A 16,612-nucleotide genomic window follows, 5' to 3' on the forward strand; every position below is an offset into this window, starting at 1 on the left:
AATCCACTGAAATTCCTAAAACCCCATTAACACTCTAACTAACAGCAATATAAAAATAAAAAAGAGCGTATGTACAACAACACGCTCTTAAAAATAAAATTAATCTAATTTATCTGTTAATTTCTTGAATGTTTTCTTAGGGTCTTTGCCTTCATATAGAATATCATAAACCGCATCAATAATAGGTGTCTTTGCTCCATGTAACTTATTGAGTTCATAAGCACTTTTAGTCGCATAATAGCCCTCAGCTATCATACTCATTTCCATCTGAGCCGACTTGACAGTGTATCCTTTTCCTATCATATTTCCGAACATTCTATTTCGAGAAAATAACGAATAACCCGTAACCAATAAATCACCCAAATAAGCTGAGTCGTTTATGTTTCGTTTCATCTTGTGTACTTTCTTAATGAACTTCTTCATTTCTCGGATAGCATTACTCATCAACAAGGCTTGAAAATTATCTCCATAACCAAGACCATGAGCCATACCACAAGCTATTGCATAAATATTTTTAAGCATAGCCGCATATTCCGTTCCTACGATGTCATCGGAAATTTTAACCTTGATATAGTGACTACTAATGCAGTCTTTTACAACTTTTGCAACTTCTTCATTGCTACACGCAATGGTAATATAAGACAAACGCTCTAACGCTACCTCTTCTGCGTGACAAGGTCCTGTTATAACACCTATATTAGTATATGGAACATCATATACTTGGTGAAAATGCTCACCAACAATTAAACTGGTTTCTGGAATAATTCCTTTTATAGCCGATAAAACAACTTTGTCTTTTAAACTAACCGTAAGGTTTTTCATTTCAGAATTAAGGAATGCAGAAGGTACTGCAAACACGATATAATCTGCATATGCGATTGCTTCATTGATATCATTTGTCAAAATTAATTGATCGATATCAAATTCAACAGAACTTAGATAATTAGGGTTTCTAAAATTCTCTTTCAGTTCTGCTATAGCATTTTCACTACGCATATACCAAGCTATTTCAGAGAGATTTTCGCTAAGCATCTTTACAATTGCCGTTGCCCAACTCCCTCCACCTATAACTGCAAATTTTGGATAATCATTCATATATAATGGTTATTGCAAATTCAAAAGTAATTAAAAAACTAATTTATAGCAATTTCGAAAAAACAACATACAATAATCCAAACCGAAGAAACACATAAGAAAAATAGAAAATCAGAAATTAAAACCAACAGAAAGCACTCATTACAATAAAAAACGAAGCATTATTGCTAAATTACATCAATTAAAATCAATTCAACTAATACTCAATTTTTATAAATATTTTACAATTAGTTAACTCTCATGAAGCAACTATCCTATTTATAAAACACTTTTAGCGGTTATTTTGCAATCTCAAAGTTTGAAATAAATCCAACAAAAACAAATATTTTATCCACCACATACTAAAACAAAGTGTTTCGTAGTTATATATGTAATGCAATTAAATGATGTTTTTTGTTTTTGTTTTTAAAGCGCTCAATATTATTGAGCGCTTTTTAATTATAGACTAGACCGCTAAAGCTTCTAATTCTGAAAGCATAACCTCCCTAGTAGTATCTTTAATCGCTTTTTTATCCTTCTGTTCTTTCCCAGTTGTCAAAACAAACGGATGAACCACTATAGGTACTGTTCCAGGACGACCTGCAAAAAACTGAAACGGAAAATAGTTCTTTAGATATCCGAATGTAATAGGAACTATGGGTATCTGATAGTCAATCGCCAGACGAAAGGCTCCATCTTTAAACGTATCTAGTATTATGGATGTGTCATCCGGAACCCCTCCTTCAGGAAAAATACAAATACTCAAACCACTGTCTAAGCGCTGCTTAGCTTGTCTGAATACTTCCATGCGACTTTTTGAATCACTCCTATCTACTAGAATGCAAGTTCTCTTATAAAAATATCCAAAAAGAGGCATTCTAGCCAATTCCTTCTTTCCTACAAATACAAATGGATTATCCTTCACTAAAATAAGCATCAACATAATATCCATCATAGAAGTATGATTGGCAACAAACATATAACTCTTTCCCTTCTCTAATTTTTCTTTAAATAGAAGCGTATAGCGGAACCCCATACCGAAGAAAACAGCCTTTGCCCATATACGAGCAACAACAAAAAAATAAGGATATGTCTTATCATTCCATATAGTTAAAAGCAGCAAGGGAGAAAGCGCCACTATAACAATTAGTATAAGAAGATAAAACCACAATTTCCAGAAAAACCAAAAGACGTATTTTAGCACTTGCATGTATAACAATTTACATTTCACAGTTAAAAATGAACTTTCAAAAATACATATTAATCTAATCTGTAAAACAAATACTTGGACTGAAAAACCGTTTTTAAGTCAGAATAACCAGTTTAAAAACTCCATTTCCACTATCTTTGCGTTTAAACATTTACAAAAGATTAAAATGGCTAAAATTCTAACCGGAGTTCAAAGCACAGGAACTCCACACTTGGGAAATCTTTTAGGAGCTATCTTACCAGCAATTGAGATGGCAAACCGCAAAGAGAATGAGTCTTTTCTTTTTATCGCCGATTTACACTCTGCGACACAGATAAAAGACGCTAAAGTATTACATGAAAACACCTATAGTGTAGCGGCAAGTTGGCTTGCATGTGGATTAGATATTGAAAAAGTTACCTTCTATAGACAATCCGACGTTCCACAAACAACGGAATTAAGCTGGTATCTAAGCTGTTTTTTTCCTTTCCAAAGACTAACACTTGCACATTCCTTTAAAGACAAAGCTTCTCATTTAGCAGATGTGAATGCTGGGTTATTCACTTATCCTATGTTGATGGCTGCAGATATATTGTTATATGACGCTGAATTTGTTCCTGTGGGGAAAGACCAATTACAACATCTCGAAATTACGCGTGATGTAGCTTCAAGATTTAACCATCAAATGGGCGAAACATTCGTTCTACCAGAAGCAAAAATTGAGGAAAATATTATGACAATTCCCGGCATCGATGGGGAAAAGATGAGTAAATCTAGAAACAACTTTATCAACATATTCCAAGATGATAAAAAGTTGCGCAAACAAGTCATGAGCATTCAAACCGATAGCAAAGAACTTGAAGATCCTAAGAATCCTGACACTTGTAATATTTTTGCTATCTACAAACTTCTGGCTACTCCTGAAGATATAGCTACGATGAGACAAAACTACGAAGCTGGAAACTATGGATATGGCCATGCGAAACAAGCCTTGTTTGAACTAATCGTAGAACGCTTTAAGACAGAGCGTGAAAAGTATGATTATTACATAAACAACCTTGATGAAGTTGATAGACTTCTTCAAATAGGAGCTACTAAAGCTTCAACAATTGCAAATGCAACGTTGGGAAGAGTTCGCGAAAAACTAGGTTATAGAAAGTAATATGGAAATACAAAATTTGAGTGCGTTTTATAGAGAACATCAAATAGAATTCAATCAATTGGAAATAAACAAAGAGAGCAACGCGTATAGCGCTTGCTCTTTTTCATTAGATTCCAAAAACGTTGTTTACAGAAAAGCCAATAGCACTCCTAAAAAAATAGGACAGTTTGTAGCGATTTGGAAACGTAATGAAGAAGGAGAAACTGCACCTTACCACGAAAAAGACGACCTAGATTTTTTAATTATAGCTGTAGAAACAGATTCTAATAGTGGACATTTTATATTCTCGAAACAAATACTTTTAGAAAAAGGAATAATAAGCAATGAGAAAAAGTCTGGAAAAAGAGGAATTAGGGTTTATCCAAGCTGGGATGTTGTAACAAGTAAACAAGCTATGAAAACACAAGAATGGCAATTACGCTGTTTTATTGACTTTAATAATATTGAACAACAAGAATTAAATTCATTAAAGAAACTCTTAACCCTTTAAAATCAAATTAATTGTCTGAAAAAGGATTATAACCGCTCATAATAATTTCCCGGTAATGGACGAACCAATCCTTTTACTTCAAGATTTAGAAGAACCGTAGTTACCCTAAAAACGGGAATGCAGCTTTCTTCTGCAATAATCTCAACAAACTCTTTATCTCCGTTTCGAAATGCTTCATAAACATTTTGTTCATCACTCGTTAAAGCTAGAGATAATTCTGTTTGAATAGCTTTTTGCTTCTTGGATTGTTTTTCCCAATTTAACCCTTTAATCAAATCTGTTGCATCTGTTAACATAGCAGCTCTACTTGTCTTTATAAGATCATTACAACCTTTACTCATTGGATCGGAAATCCTTCCTGGAACCGCATAAACATCTCTATTGTAGTCATTGGCAAATCGAACTGTATTTAAAGAACCTCCTTTAAAAGCGCTTTCAATCACTATAGTTGCAGTACTTAGCCCAGCTATTATTCGATTTCTTTTGATAAAATTCTCGCGATTAAAGGCATCTGAACTCCAAAATTCTGTGACAAACCCACCGGACTCATTCATTTCTTCTACATACTTTGCGTGTTCTGATGGATATAACTGATTAAGTCCATGTCCTAACACACCAATTGTCTGCAATCCTCTATCAAGAGCCCCTTTATGTGATGTTATATCAATTCCATAGGCATATCCACTTACAATTATAGGATTATATTCTTTTAAATCATCCAATAGGTTATTACAGAACTCAACTCCTCTTGTGGTTGCTTGACGTGACCCCACAATACTTATTATCCTTTCATTGTTCCAATTTAATTCTTTGGAAGAGAACAACACTAAAGGTGCATCGACACATTCTTTTAATAGTTTCGGATATTTCCTATCGTTGATATAGGTAGCTTTCCATTTATTCGATTGCACTTGTATTAATTCCTTTTCTGCATCTTCAAATATGCTTTTATTTTCAAGACTACATAAAAGCTTATCTGTGATCCCTTCAATTCTAATTAAATCCTTTTTCTTTCGCGAAAAAACTTCTTCCGCACTGCCAAATTCTTCGACTAATCGTCGACCTAAAACAAAACCTACGCCTACGGTCTTTTGTAAAGCGAGGGTATAATACAGTTGATTTTCATTCATATCTTATTTTTATTTATTTTTCTCAAAGGTCTAATTTAAAGTTATTTACACTAAAAATACGCATTGTTAATAAGATTTGGAAATAAAGTTTTGAACAATGGCCAGAATGTATAACTTTGTGTTATGATGATAGAAAAACACATTTCTTCTTTGTTATATAGATATCAGTGCGTTATCGTTCCTGAATTCGGTGCTTTCTTGACCGAAATTCGCTCTGCGCGCTTTGATGAAAAATCTAGAACGTTTTTTCCGCCGCAAAAAACGATTTCCTTTAATGCGAATATCAAACATAACGATGGCTTGTTAGCAAATCATATTGCTCAAACAACACAAACAACGTACGACAAGATTGTTTATGATCTTCTAATAGAAGTAGAGAAATGGAATAAAAGCCTACAAACGAATAAGGCTCTATTTCTTGAAAACATTGGTGAACTAACGTTGAATTCAGAAAACAATCTGGAATTCATTCCATCTAACAATCCTAACTACTTAGCTACGTCTTTTGGACTTAGTTCTGTTATTGCAAAGAACATCGAACGAATTGATGTTGTTGCTCCAGAGCCTAAAGTTATTTCTTTACCTACCAAGAGAAGAACTAAACATCACGTGATGAGATATGCAGCAGTTTTTGCTGTATGTGCTGGTTTAGGAAGTATTATTGTAGACAATGAATTTAATTCAAGAATAGAAAAAGAAACTGTCTCTATTGAGAAAAAAGTACAAGAAAAAGTACAAGACGAAATTCAAAAGGCTACTTTTTTCATAGACACACCTGTCTCTCCAATTACATTAACTGTAAAAGAAAAGGCAGAAGTCAAACATCCTTACCACATTGTAGCAGGAGCCTTCAAAAGTGAAGAGAATGCACAGAAAGCTATTCAACAGCTAAAAACAAAAGGTTTCTCGAATGCAACCTATTTAAGTAAAAATAAATATGGATTATATCCTGTGCTTTACGGTAGCTATACCGATATGGCAAAAGCACAAGAAGTAATGAAAAGCATTCATAAAAAAGTTAATTCTGACGCTTGGATATTAATCCAATAAACACACATACCTAATCCTGAAGTTCTTTCAGGATTTTTTTATTTTAATTATACAACAATATGGAACCAAAACTAGTATCACATTCCACTACAGTAGTAACCGATTTGGTACTACCAGGGGAAACCAATCCACTAAACAATTTATTCGGAGGAGAACTATTAGCGCGTATGGATCGTGCAGCTAGTATTGCAGCAAGAAGACACTCTCGAAGAGTTTGTGTAACCGCATCAGTAAACCACGTAGCATTTAACCGCCCTATTCCATTGGGGAGTGTTGTAACCTTAGAAGCAAAGATATCTAGAGCATTCAAATCTTCTATGGAAGTATATATTGATGTTTGGATCGAAGACCGTGAGTCAGGTATTAAAAACAGAGCAAACGAAGCAATCTATACATTTGTTGCAGTTGATGAAACAGGACACCCTGTAGAAGTCCCTGGGATTATTACAGAAACAATCCTTGAAAAAGAACGATACGAAGCAGCGTTAAGAAGAAAACAATTAAGCCTAGTATTAGCTGGAAAAATGAATCCTAGCGATGCTACAGAATTAAAAGCATTATTTAAATAACAACTCATGAAAAACACTTTTTATCTATTAATAGCCTTTTTTATAGTAAGTATAAATTCACTCCACGCGTGGGGAACAACCGGACATCGTGTTGTTGCAGAAATTGCTGAACAACAGTTAAGTAGAAAAGCTAAGAAAAATATCAAGAAATTAATTGGCGAACAAAAACTTGCTTATTGGGCAAACTGGCCAGACTTTATTAAATCTGATAATGATTGGAAATTTGCTGACGGATGGCATTACGTTAACATCCCAGGAAATCTTGACAGAATGGCTTTCGACAAAGAATTAGAAAACACTACAGACGAAAATCTTTACAAAAGATCTCTGGTTCTAATAGATGCCTTGAAAGATAAAAATACAAGTTTTCAAAAGAAACAAGAATATCTATACTTCCTTATCCACATCATTGGAGACGCTCATCAACCTATGCATATCGGAAGACTAGATGACCTAGGTGGTAATAAAATAACTGTGGAATGGTTTAGAAAGAAAACCAACCTTCACACTCTTTGGGACTCTAAATTAGTAGATTTTGAACAGTATAGCTATACAGAATATGCAACTGTCTTAAACATCTATAACAAAAAAGCAAACAACGCTTTAAGTTCAGGAAGTCTTTTAGATTGGTTGTTTGATTCATACCAAATCACCAATGAACTCTATAAAATTGAACCAGAAGCTTCTTTAAGTTACCGTTATCAATACGATCACAAAGCAGCAATGGAAGAACAACTTTTAAAAGGAGGTCTTAGACTTGGCAAACTTTTAAATGAAATATTTGGATAATCCCAACTAATCAAATCAAAAACAGCCCTCTGAAAATTTCAGAGGGCTGTTTTTTTTATAACACTATAAAAAAAATTATCTTGAAGATCTTCCACTATTACCATTACCTCTACTACTTGTATTCGTAGACCCTGCTCCTCTAGAGCTTGGTGCGCTTGTTCTCCCACTATTAAAGTTAGTATTTGAACTTCTGTTAATTGTCGAAGAAGATCTGCTTGTAGAGTTACTCATAGGAGTTGATGATCTTTGAATCCTAGCTGGTTGAGAAGATACATTATTCACTCTATTTGAACTTACATTCGTCGCTCTTTGAGAACTTGTTGCTCTCGGAGAACTTGTTGCTCTTGATGAATTCGTAGCTCTTGGTGATACTGTGCTATTAGAACTTGAATTAATAGTACCGCGTGATGAACTTCCTCTATCGCTAGAACTTTGAACTCTATTTGACGTTCTTGATGATGAGTTGAAATTCCCTTCAGTTGTTGCTGCTCCTCGTCTATAACCAGAATCTCCATTAACTCTGTTCACATTTCTACCTGAACTTACACCCTGTCCTCTATTTGAAGTTGAATTTGACGGATTTCTACCACTCTCAACTCCTCTACTTTGTTCTAAGGCATATCTATTGGAAACATTACTATTTCTATTGCTAAAAGAATTCTGAGGGTAATCTCTTTCATATGCATTTGAACGTACTTCACGGTGCATACGAACTGCTCTAGAACTTCTTCTATTTGTTGCATAAACATATCTATTATTTCTATTAACATGAACATGTACATGGTCTATATAAGTATATACAGGATAAGGTTGCCAATAGCTGTAATACGTTGGATAATAATTCCAATACCACGATGAGCGATAAGGAGAGTATCCCGAAGACCAAAAGAAGCTAAACATACTAGGTGTATGAACATAGACTGGCTCATAGATATAGTTGTCACCGTATATATAACTATTACCAACTACCTGAACTTGAACTTGATTTCTTCTGTCCTTCTCTACCTCAATCGTAGCAACATCTTGGAACACATCTTGTCCCAAAACCGCCTGAATTACGATTAAATGGGTTTTACCTTCTACAGCTTCAATTACTCTCAAGTAATCAACATAACCATCTCTATTCAAATCTAAGTTAGACAACCTCATTTCTGGGTCATTAAGCCTAAACTCAAAATCCGCTAAATCTTTAGAGTCACCAAATACAGATGCAACCGCTTGTAAATCCAAATTGTCACTTATATCATAATTCTTTGCTGTCACTGTTGCTTGTTGAGCAAAAGTGCTAACACAGAAAAGGAGTCCTACTAAAATTGAAAAATATCTAAACCGTACCATAACAAGTGTTTTTTATCATTAACATTTTCACCCTGCATACTTCAACATCTATGCCAAAACACTTTTTAACTGGTATCTAGTTAATTAACATCATCTTTATCTGGAAATTTATGCTTGCCTTTTAGCATCTTTGAGATAGAAAAATTTAACATTGGATTTTCATTCTCCTCCTCACCTAACAAGAATCCCCAAGCACGCATACCGTCTACCCTATCAAAAACAATTTTAGCTATCGCCAAGGTCGGTATTGCTAATAACATTCCTGATATTCCCCACATCATATGCCCAATAACTAATCCTATCACAACAACTAAAGAGTTTACTTTTACTTTAGACCCAACTATCTTTGGCATAATTATATTTCCATCAATAGCATGAATAATTACCAATGCAATAAGAACTAAAACTACGTGACTTGCAGAAGTGGTTGCAAAAGTGATTAACACACCTATCAACATAGCCATAAAAATTCCAATATAAGGCAACACATTCAATAACCCTGTAATAATAGCCAACATAAAGTTATACTTAATACCAAGAATAGTATAAGCTATAAAAGTCATTATCGTAACTAAAATCATTTGCAAAAGAAGCCCTATCAAATACTTCTTAACCATGGTTTGTATTTCTACAATAATTTTAACTACTGTATTTTTGTGTTTGTGCTTAAAGCAAATAACCAAAAACTTCACTAAATGACGTCTATAAATCAGTAAGAAGATTGTATAAATAACCGTAAAAACCAGATACATCAACATTGTTGAAATGGAACTAAGCGTCTTAGCTAACAAATCTGTACCAGTACTCAATGAAGAAGCCGCATGTTCTGTAATAAAATCCAATTGCTTACTCTGTTGTATTCCAAATGTATCTTGAACCCAAAGTTGTATACTATGAACACCACTTACCAATTGTTCTTCAAAAGCTGGCCATTCTTGAGTTAACCTGCTCATCTGAGCACCAACCACAAACAATATTCCTACTACTACTGCTAAGAACAATAAGGTTGAAGAAATTGCAGATAAGGATCTCGAAAAATGAAACCTTCGTTCCATAAATACGCTTAATGGAATCAGCAATGTCGAAATTAGCATTGCCAGAAAAAGCGGAACAATAATGGATTCCCCAATAATTCCAATACAAATCAACAGTATCAAACTAATCAATACACAGCTAATCTTGATGTAAAACGGATAAGACCTTGTTTTCTCCATAGTTTTTCTTATAATTTTACATCAAAATACAAAAAAAGTGTCTTCAATTTACATTAAAGACACTTTTTAACAAATTCACATTGGTTGCTTAATCTAATTGCATTTCCAATACTTCTCCTTCAATAATTAAATCCGCTTCCGTAGCTGCGATAATATCTTCTACTGAAACTCCAGGAGCTCGTTCTAACAACCTCAACCCCTTTGGTGTAACTTCCATAACCGCTAGTTCAGTTACAATTTTCTTTACACATTGTACTCCAGTTAAAGGTAGTGTACAAGATTTCAAAATCTTTGACTCACCTTGTTTATTAACATGCATCATTGCAACGATTATATTCTCTGCAGAGGCTACTAAATCCATAGCTCCTCCCATACCTTTTACCATTTTACCTGGTATTTTCCAGTTTGCTATATCGCCATTTTCAGATACCTCCATAGCTCCAAGAATGGTTAAATCTACATGCTTCCCACGTATCATCCCAAAACTAGTAGCAGAATCAAAAAATGATGCACCCGCTAAGGTTGTAATAGTTTGTTTTCCAGCATTGATTAAATCAGCATCTTCTTCCCCTTCAAAAGGAAAAGGTCCCATTCCTAAAACTCCATTCTCGCTTTGAAATTCAACATTCATTCCTTCAGGTACATAGTTTGCAACCAAGGTTGGAATTCCAATACCTAGATTCACGTAAAAACCTTCTTGTAACTCTTGTGCAATACGCTTTGCTATTCCTACTTTATCTAACATAATTTCTTTTTAATGAATGGAACTAATTTTTTGTTCGAACAGTTCTTTGTTCTATTCTCTTCTCGTATTTATCACCTTGAAAAATACGTTTTACAAAGATTCCAGGAACATGAATCTCATTCGGATCTAAAGTACCAGCAGGAACTAGTTCTTCAACCTCTGCAATAGTAATTTTAGCCGCTCCAGCCATACAAGCATTAAAATTACGAGCTGTTCCCTTAAATATTAAGTTTCCAACCTCGTCCCCTTTCCACGCCTTTACAATCGCGAAATCAGCTTGAAATGCCTCTTCCATTATATGAGGTTTTCCATTAAAAACACGAACCTCTTTTCCTTCAGCAACCTCTGTTCCATAACCAGCAGGTGTGAAAAAAGCAGGTATTCCAACTTGAGCTGCACGACACTTTTCTGCCAAAGTACCTTGGGGTGTTAACTCCACTTCTAACTCTCCAGAAAGCATCTGTCTTTCAAATTCTGCATTTTCACCAACATAAGATGAAATCATTTTTTTTATTTGTCGCTTTTGAAGCAATAGCCCCAAGCCAAAATCATCTACTCCTGCATTATTTGAAATACATGTAAGACCCGTAATATTTTTCTTTACAAGTTCAGTGATACTGTTTTCAGGAATACCACATAGTCCGAAACCACCCAACATAATGGTCATATCATCCTTCACATCTTGCAAAGCTTCTTGCGCATTGGCAACCTTTTTATTTATCATAGTTTTGGTTAAATTAATTGGTTAAAAATATAAAAAAAACGCCTCTAAAAAAAGGCGCTTTAATTGATTTTAAAAATCAAATTCTTCTGTGCTTAATTCGATTGAATCAGTCTCAGTCTCCTCAACATCTACTTTCCAACAATCCACCTTTATAGAGAGATTTTCTGGTCTTTCAAATTGCCCTTTAGAAACGTGTAAATCTTTATCAGCATAACACTTCTGCATGAACAACGCCCAAATAGGCAGTGCCATAGTAGCACCTTGTCCATATAAAGTAGCTTTAAAATGAGCTGCTCTATCGTCATTACCAACCCAAACACCTGTGGCTAAGTTTGGAACCATTCCAATGAACCATCCATCACTGTTGTTCTGACTTGTTCCTGTTTTTCCAGCTATAGGGTTCGTAAATTTATAAGGATGCCCCGTTACTCTTTTATATCCAGCTCCACCACTAGCTGTTCTCAAGCGAATACCTGAACCAGACTCCGTAACTCCTTCAAGTAATTTTGTAACAGCATAAGCAATATCTTTACTCATAACATCTTTTGCTTCTGGAACAGAAGAATAAAGAATTACTCCGTTCTTATCGGCTATCTGAGTTACAAACTGTGGCTTAATATAAACCCCTTGATTCGCGAATGTACTATATGCCGCAACCATATCACTCACCGTAATTTCAACGGCTCCTAATGCGATTGCTGGAGTTTGTGCAATATCTGATTTAACCCCCAAGTCTCTTGTCATATCAACAACCGCCTTAGGTCCTACCTTATCCATTAATTTTGCAGTTACGGTATTCACTGAACCAGCTAACGCCGCCTTTAAAGTCATAATTCCTCTATAAGTTCTTGATGAATTCTGAGGTGACCAATCTTGACTAATTCCATAACGCCCTTTAGGCATAGTGAAAGGTGAATCAATAATTGAGTCACATGGAGAATAATGCAATTGTTCTATAGCTGTTGCATACACAAACGGCTTAAAAGTAGAACCAACTTGTCTTGCTCCTTGAGCAACGTGATCATACTGAAAATGTTTATAGTTAATACCTCCAACCCAAGCTTTAATATAACCTGTTTGTGGCTCCATAGACATAACACCAGTCTGTAAAAAGTGCTTATAATAAATAATAGAATCTCTTGGTGTCATGATAGTATCTTTATCACCTTGCCAAGTAAATATGCGCATATCTGTCTTTCTGTTAAAAGACTCAATGATTTCCTTTTCTGATTTGTCCTGCTCTTTCATCTGTCTCCAACGTTCAGAACTACGCATCGCCCTATTGATACTACGTTCTATTTCATCTTTAGACAAATTGTAAAAAGGAGCAGTCTTATTGTTCTTCTGTTGAATAAAAAACTCTTCTTGTAAATTAGACAAATGTTCTGTCACAGCCTCCTCAGCGTAACGTTGCATTCTCGAATCTATAGAAGTGTAAATTTTTAAACCATCTCTATATATATCATATGTAGTACCATCTTTCTTAGGGTTTTCTTTAACCCATCTGCGCATAAAATCACGCAAATACTCTCTAAAATAAGTAGCAATACCATCTTTATGACTCTCAGGAGTAAACTGTAACTTTAATGGAATTTCTTGAAGAGCTAAACTTTGCTCTTTAGTTATGTAATCGTTTTTTGCCATTTGATGCAAAACAACATTCCTTCTTTTCTGTACAAGTTCTGGTCGACGAACTGGGTTAAAATAAGATGGATTTTGCAACATCCCCACAAGCATTGCAGCTTCCTCTACTTTTAATTCCATAGGTTCCTTACCTAAGTAAACTCTAGTAGCAGAACGAATACCTACAGCATTATTAACAAAATCTGCTTTATTCAAATACATAGTCAAGATTTCCTCTTTCGTATATTGACGTTCTAACTTAATCGCAATAACCCATTCTTTCGCTTTTTGAGTAATACGCTTAAAAATACTGCGTGATCCCTCCCCATGAAAAAGAAGTTTAGCTAACTGTTGTGTGATAGTACTTGCTCCTCCACTACTACCAGCAGAAAACACAGCTCTTAACGTACCCCTAGCATCAATTCCTGAATGCGTAAAGAAACGCTCATCTTCTGTTGCTACTAAAGCATTGATTAAGTCAGCTGGTAAATCTTCATATTTAACAGGTACGCGATTTTCTAAATAGAAAGTACCTAAAGTTTTTCCATCTGATGAAATAATCTCAGTTGCGACATTGCTAGATGGATTCTCCAACTCATCAAAAGTAGGCATAGGTCCAAAAACCCCCCATGACGCACATAAAAAGAAGAAAATCACTGTAAAACATCCAAGCAAAACTATGCCCCAAAAAGCCTTGATATAACTACCAAAACCCTCATTATCTTTCTTAGTCTTAGACTCCATAATAATAATTAAATACTATTTCGTTTTCTCTATTTGAATCCCTATTTCTGAGATCCCCTTTAATAACTCAACTCCCTCAACATCACCAATTTCTCTAACCACTTGCTCCACTTTAAAAGTATAATCTCCCTTTACAGGAAAAACATACCCCTCTTTTATCCACAATTTATTCTCCTTAACATCGGAAAACCCTGTTCCTAAAAGTGTCCCATCTGGTTCTGCCATTTGGTATTCAAGAGTATCAACCCACACTATTTCATTGGGTTGCTCTACTTTCACAATAACAAATAAATTGCTGAAAGCATATTCTTTATTATTCCTGATGTTTAAAAACAAATTATAAGTAGATAATGTATCTTCTTGAGTTACCTCAAAACTTTTCACATCATCTTTTGACCACGCACCGTCCACTCTTTGGTAAGAGTCATAAAAAGTCTCCTTTTTACACGACATCAAAGTCATGAAAACTAACAACAACAGTAAACTATTTCTTTTCACCATCTGAACTATTTCCAGGATTATTATTCTTTGGTTTTTTTGGACGATTTGGTCTACTCACATTTTTCTTTGCATTGCGAGGTGCCTTTTTATCTCCTCCTTCTTCTTGAGGTTTTGGGCTGCTAACATCCTTTACAGACTCTTTAGCTCTTGGTTGTTGTTGCTTTTTTGGAGCTTGTTCAACGACCTGTGCTTCTTTTTGTGGAGTTCTTTTTCTAGCAGGTTTCTTTTTGCGTTTAGGTTGATCGAAACGTGTAACACTATCTTGTCCAACAGCATTCTGAAAGTTTTTCTCTTCTTCTACTACCTCTTCAACATAACTTTCTAACTCATTGGCTTTCTGATCTCGCTTGTTCATCTCAACGATTTCTAACACTTGCTCTACCGATAAAACATACCAGTTTGCAGAGTTATTTGCATAAGCGAACCACATTTGTCCTTTGAAAATATCAACCTTCTGACAGAAAGCAATCCCTTTAACTGTAAACAACTTCGTATCTGAATCTGGCATATGTTTAATAGCCTCAAGATAAGTATCTAACTCATAATTTAAACAGCATTTCAACTTTCCACATTGTCCCGCTAACTTTTGCGGATTTAATGATAGTTGCTGATAACGTGCAGCAGAAGTGTTCACACTTCTAAAATCAGTTAACCACGTAGAACAACACAACTCGCGACCACATGACCCAATACCCCCCAATCGAGCTGCTTCTTGTCGGAAACCGACTTGTTTCATCTCAATACGAATACTAAATTCTTTTGCAAAATCTTTGATTAGCTGTCTAAAATCTACACGTTCGTTTGCTGTATAATAAAAAGTAGCTTTTGAACCATCCCCTTGAAATTCAATATCCGATATCTTCATTTCAAGCTTCAGCTTAATAGCCAACTCACGAGCACGAACCTTCATAGGTTCTTCTCTATTTCTACAAGCTTGCCAAATATCAATGTCTTTCTGACTCGCTTTTCTATATACTTTTGGTAAAACCCCTTCAGGATCTACCTTTTTCTTTTTCATCTGAACTTTAACCAACTCACCTGTAAGAGTAACTATCCCAACATCATGTCCTGGTGAACCTTCCGTTGCAATAATGTCTCCTATAGACAAAGTTAAATTCTCTGCATTTTTATAAAATTCTTTTCTTCCGTTTTTAAAACGTACTTCAACAATATCGTAAACTTCACTACCGCTAGGATAAACCATATTTGACAACCAGTCAAACACTGTTAATTTATTACAGCTATCTGTTCCGCATGTTCCATTATTTTGACACCCCTTAGGTTGTCCCGAACTCCCTTTACTTGTTGAACAATTTGTACAAGCCATCTCTTTTTCTATATATTTAATGCCCGAAGGCGACTATTAATAATTTCATTTAATGTTTGTAAAGATAATATTTTTATGGGTCTATCGATTTTTTTTTACATTCATTATGATTTAGGTATTCAGAGGAGTTAACACCCGATTTCTGTTGCCTGAATTTCATCAGTTTCTCCAAATTATACAATCTTAACTGCACCACAAAAATCAAGTTCTACACAAGTTAAAATCACTCAACAACTGTTCAAAACAAGTCTTTAAATAATTGGAAAAACAATAACATACACCCCCATTCCTTAATTAGTTAAATTAAAAAAGGCTATTACCGGATTATGGTAATAGCCTTTTAAAATATTATTGAAATAGTATCTAGAATCTATATCCTAAAGTAACACCAGCATTCAATTCAACCGCCATAAAACGATCATTAACATCCTCACTGAAATTACGTCCTATGTTTACAAATGGTTGAACTGCGAAAGAATCATTACGCACCCACTTATACCCTACACCAACACCGATAATAAAGCTATCCATATTAGTAGTTTCTTTAATTACCTCGTTCAATTCGTTTTTTCCATTTTCTTCAAAATCACCAAAACGGTATTTCAAGAATGGAGAAACACTGTAACCAGATCCATTAGCATTATCTTCTCCTCCAAAGTAGAAATTGTAGTTTGCTGCAATACTATTTGTATTAAACTTTTTTCCTTTACTCTTACTCTCTGGATAGTAAGAGAAACGATCATTTATCATCAAATCAACTCCTACCGATTGATCACGGTCAATAAAATGTTCATAGCCCAATTCAACTGAAGCTGAAATAATAGTGTTGATAATATTTACTTTAACTTCATTTACAGCCTGTGCTTTTACAGCTACTGTGCTACCAAGTAGCATTACTAAAACCAATAACTTTCTCATCTTTTCTAATTTTTTTTTTGCAAAT

General features: G+C 34.7%; 16 protein-coding genes. 5 read left to right on the top strand and 11 right to left on the bottom strand.

From position 1 onward, the window contains the following. Positions 1–99: 99 nt before the first annotated feature. Together BM024_RS07910 and BM024_RS07915 are read right to left on the bottom strand one after the other, a co-directional pair. A complete protein-coding gene (locus BM024_RS07910; RefSeq protein WP_090679013.1) occupies positions 100–1,095 on the bottom strand; it encodes an NAD(P)H-dependent glycerol-3-phosphate dehydrogenase in 996 nt (331 codons plus the stop codon). Positions 1,096–1,540: 445 nt separating this feature from the next. Then, on the bottom strand, positions 1,541–2,284 hold the full coding sequence (locus BM024_RS07915) for a lysophospholipid acyltransferase family protein (protein ID WP_090679015.1): 744 nt from the start codon (positions 2,282–2,284) through the stop codon (positions 1,541–1,543). Positions 2,285–2,450: 166 nt separating this feature from the next. Here BM024_RS07915 and trpS point away from each other — a divergent pair, with 166 nt between their 5' ends. Next, on the top strand, positions 2,451–3,425 hold the full coding sequence (gene trpS, locus BM024_RS07920; RefSeq protein ID WP_090679017.1) for a tryptophan--tRNA ligase: 975 nt from the start codon (positions 2,451–2,453) through the stop codon (positions 3,423–3,425). A 1-nt stretch (position 3,426) separates the two neighbouring features. Then, positions 3,427–3,915 (top strand): MepB family protein, encoded by a 489-nt coding sequence (locus tag BM024_RS07925; RefSeq protein ID WP_090679019.1) that lies wholly within the window; start codon positions 3,427–3,429, stop codon positions 3,913–3,915. Positions 3,916–3,941: 26 nt separating this feature from the next. Here the strand turns inward: BM024_RS07925 and dprA are convergent, their stop codons facing one another. Then, on the bottom strand, positions 3,942–5,045 hold the full coding sequence (gene dprA / locus BM024_RS07930) for a DNA-processing protein DprA (protein ID WP_090679021.1): 1,104 nt from the start codon (positions 5,043–5,045) through the stop codon (positions 3,942–3,944). A 123-nt stretch (positions 5,046–5,168) separates the two neighbouring features. On the opposite strand from dprA, the gene BM024_RS07935 reads away from it, so the two are divergent. The 3 genes from BM024_RS07935 to BM024_RS07945 are packed head-to-tail and all read left to right on the top strand — an operon-like array spanning position 5,169 to position 7,453. Beyond that, entirely contained in the window at positions 5,169–6,095 is a 927-nt protein-coding gene (locus BM024_RS07935) for an HU domain-containing protein (RefSeq protein WP_090679024.1), read from the top strand. Between the two features lie 59 nt (positions 6,096–6,154). Continuing rightward, on the top strand, positions 6,155–6,664 hold the full coding sequence (locus BM024_RS07940) for an acyl-CoA thioesterase (RefSeq protein WP_090679026.1): 510 nt from the start codon (positions 6,155–6,157) through the stop codon (positions 6,662–6,664). A gap of 6 nt (positions 6,665–6,670) precedes the next feature. After that, positions 6,671–7,453, top strand: a complete 783-nt coding sequence (locus BM024_RS07945) for a S1/P1 nuclease (protein WP_090679028.1) — start codon at positions 6,671–6,673, stop codon at positions 7,451–7,453. A gap of 75 nt (positions 7,454–7,528) precedes the next feature. On the opposite strand, the gene BM024_RS07950 is transcribed toward BM024_RS07945, so the two are convergent. The 8 genes from BM024_RS07950 to BM024_RS07985 all read right to left on the bottom strand — a co-directional run bounded on the left by BM024_RS07950 (position 7,529) and on the right by BM024_RS07985 (position 16,587). Beyond that, the gene (locus tag BM024_RS07950) at positions 7,529–8,791 is read right to left on the bottom strand and encodes a hypothetical protein (protein WP_090679031.1); all 1,263 of its coding nucleotides are present in this window, start codon (positions 8,789–8,791) and stop codon (positions 7,529–7,531) included. A gap of 80 nt (positions 8,792–8,871) precedes the next feature. Beyond that, positions 8,872–10,005 carry an AI-2E family transporter gene (locus BM024_RS07955; protein ID WP_090679033.1) on the bottom strand — a complete coding sequence of 378 codons (1,134 nt, stop codon included), beginning with the start codon at positions 10,003–10,005 and terminating at the stop codon, positions 8,872–8,874. An 88-nt stretch (positions 10,006–10,093) separates the two neighbouring features. Beyond that, positions 10,094–10,750: a CoA transferase subunit B gene (locus BM024_RS07960; RefSeq protein ID WP_090679035.1), complete on the bottom strand. Its 657-nt coding sequence runs from the start codon at positions 10,748–10,750 to the stop codon at positions 10,094–10,096. A 22-nt stretch (positions 10,751–10,772) separates the two neighbouring features. Beyond that, positions 10,773–11,474: a CoA transferase subunit A gene (locus tag BM024_RS07965; RefSeq protein ID WP_090679038.1), complete on the bottom strand. Its 702-nt coding sequence runs from the start codon at positions 11,472–11,474 to the stop codon at positions 10,773–10,775. A gap of 69 nt (positions 11,475–11,543) precedes the next feature. Beyond that, complete coding sequence (locus tag BM024_RS07970; RefSeq protein WP_090679041.1) at positions 11,544–13,841, bottom strand: PBP1A family penicillin-binding protein; 2,298 nt, start codon at positions 13,839–13,841, stop codon at positions 11,544–11,546. Between the two features lie 15 nt (positions 13,842–13,856). Then, positions 13,857–14,342 (bottom strand): gliding motility lipoprotein GldH, encoded by a 486-nt coding sequence (locus BM024_RS07975; protein WP_090679043.1) that lies wholly within the window; start codon positions 14,340–14,342, stop codon positions 13,857–13,859. Then, entirely contained in the window at positions 14,326–15,669 is a 1,344-nt protein-coding gene (locus BM024_RS07980) for a PSP1 domain-containing protein (RefSeq protein WP_090679045.1), read from the bottom strand. Before BM024_RS07980 ends, BM024_RS07975 begins: the two co-directional genes overlap by 17 nt. 363 nt (positions 15,670–16,032) lie before the next feature. Further along, complete coding sequence (locus BM024_RS07985; protein ID WP_090679225.1) at positions 16,033–16,587, bottom strand: DUF3575 domain-containing protein; 555 nt, start codon at positions 16,585–16,587, stop codon at positions 16,033–16,035. Between the last annotated feature and the right edge of the window lie 25 nt (positions 16,588–16,612).

This window comes from Myroides guanonis (genome assembly GCF_900114085.1).
Classification (GTDB): Bacteria; Bacteroidota; Bacteroidia; order Flavobacteriales; family Flavobacteriaceae; genus Flavobacterium; species Flavobacterium guanonis.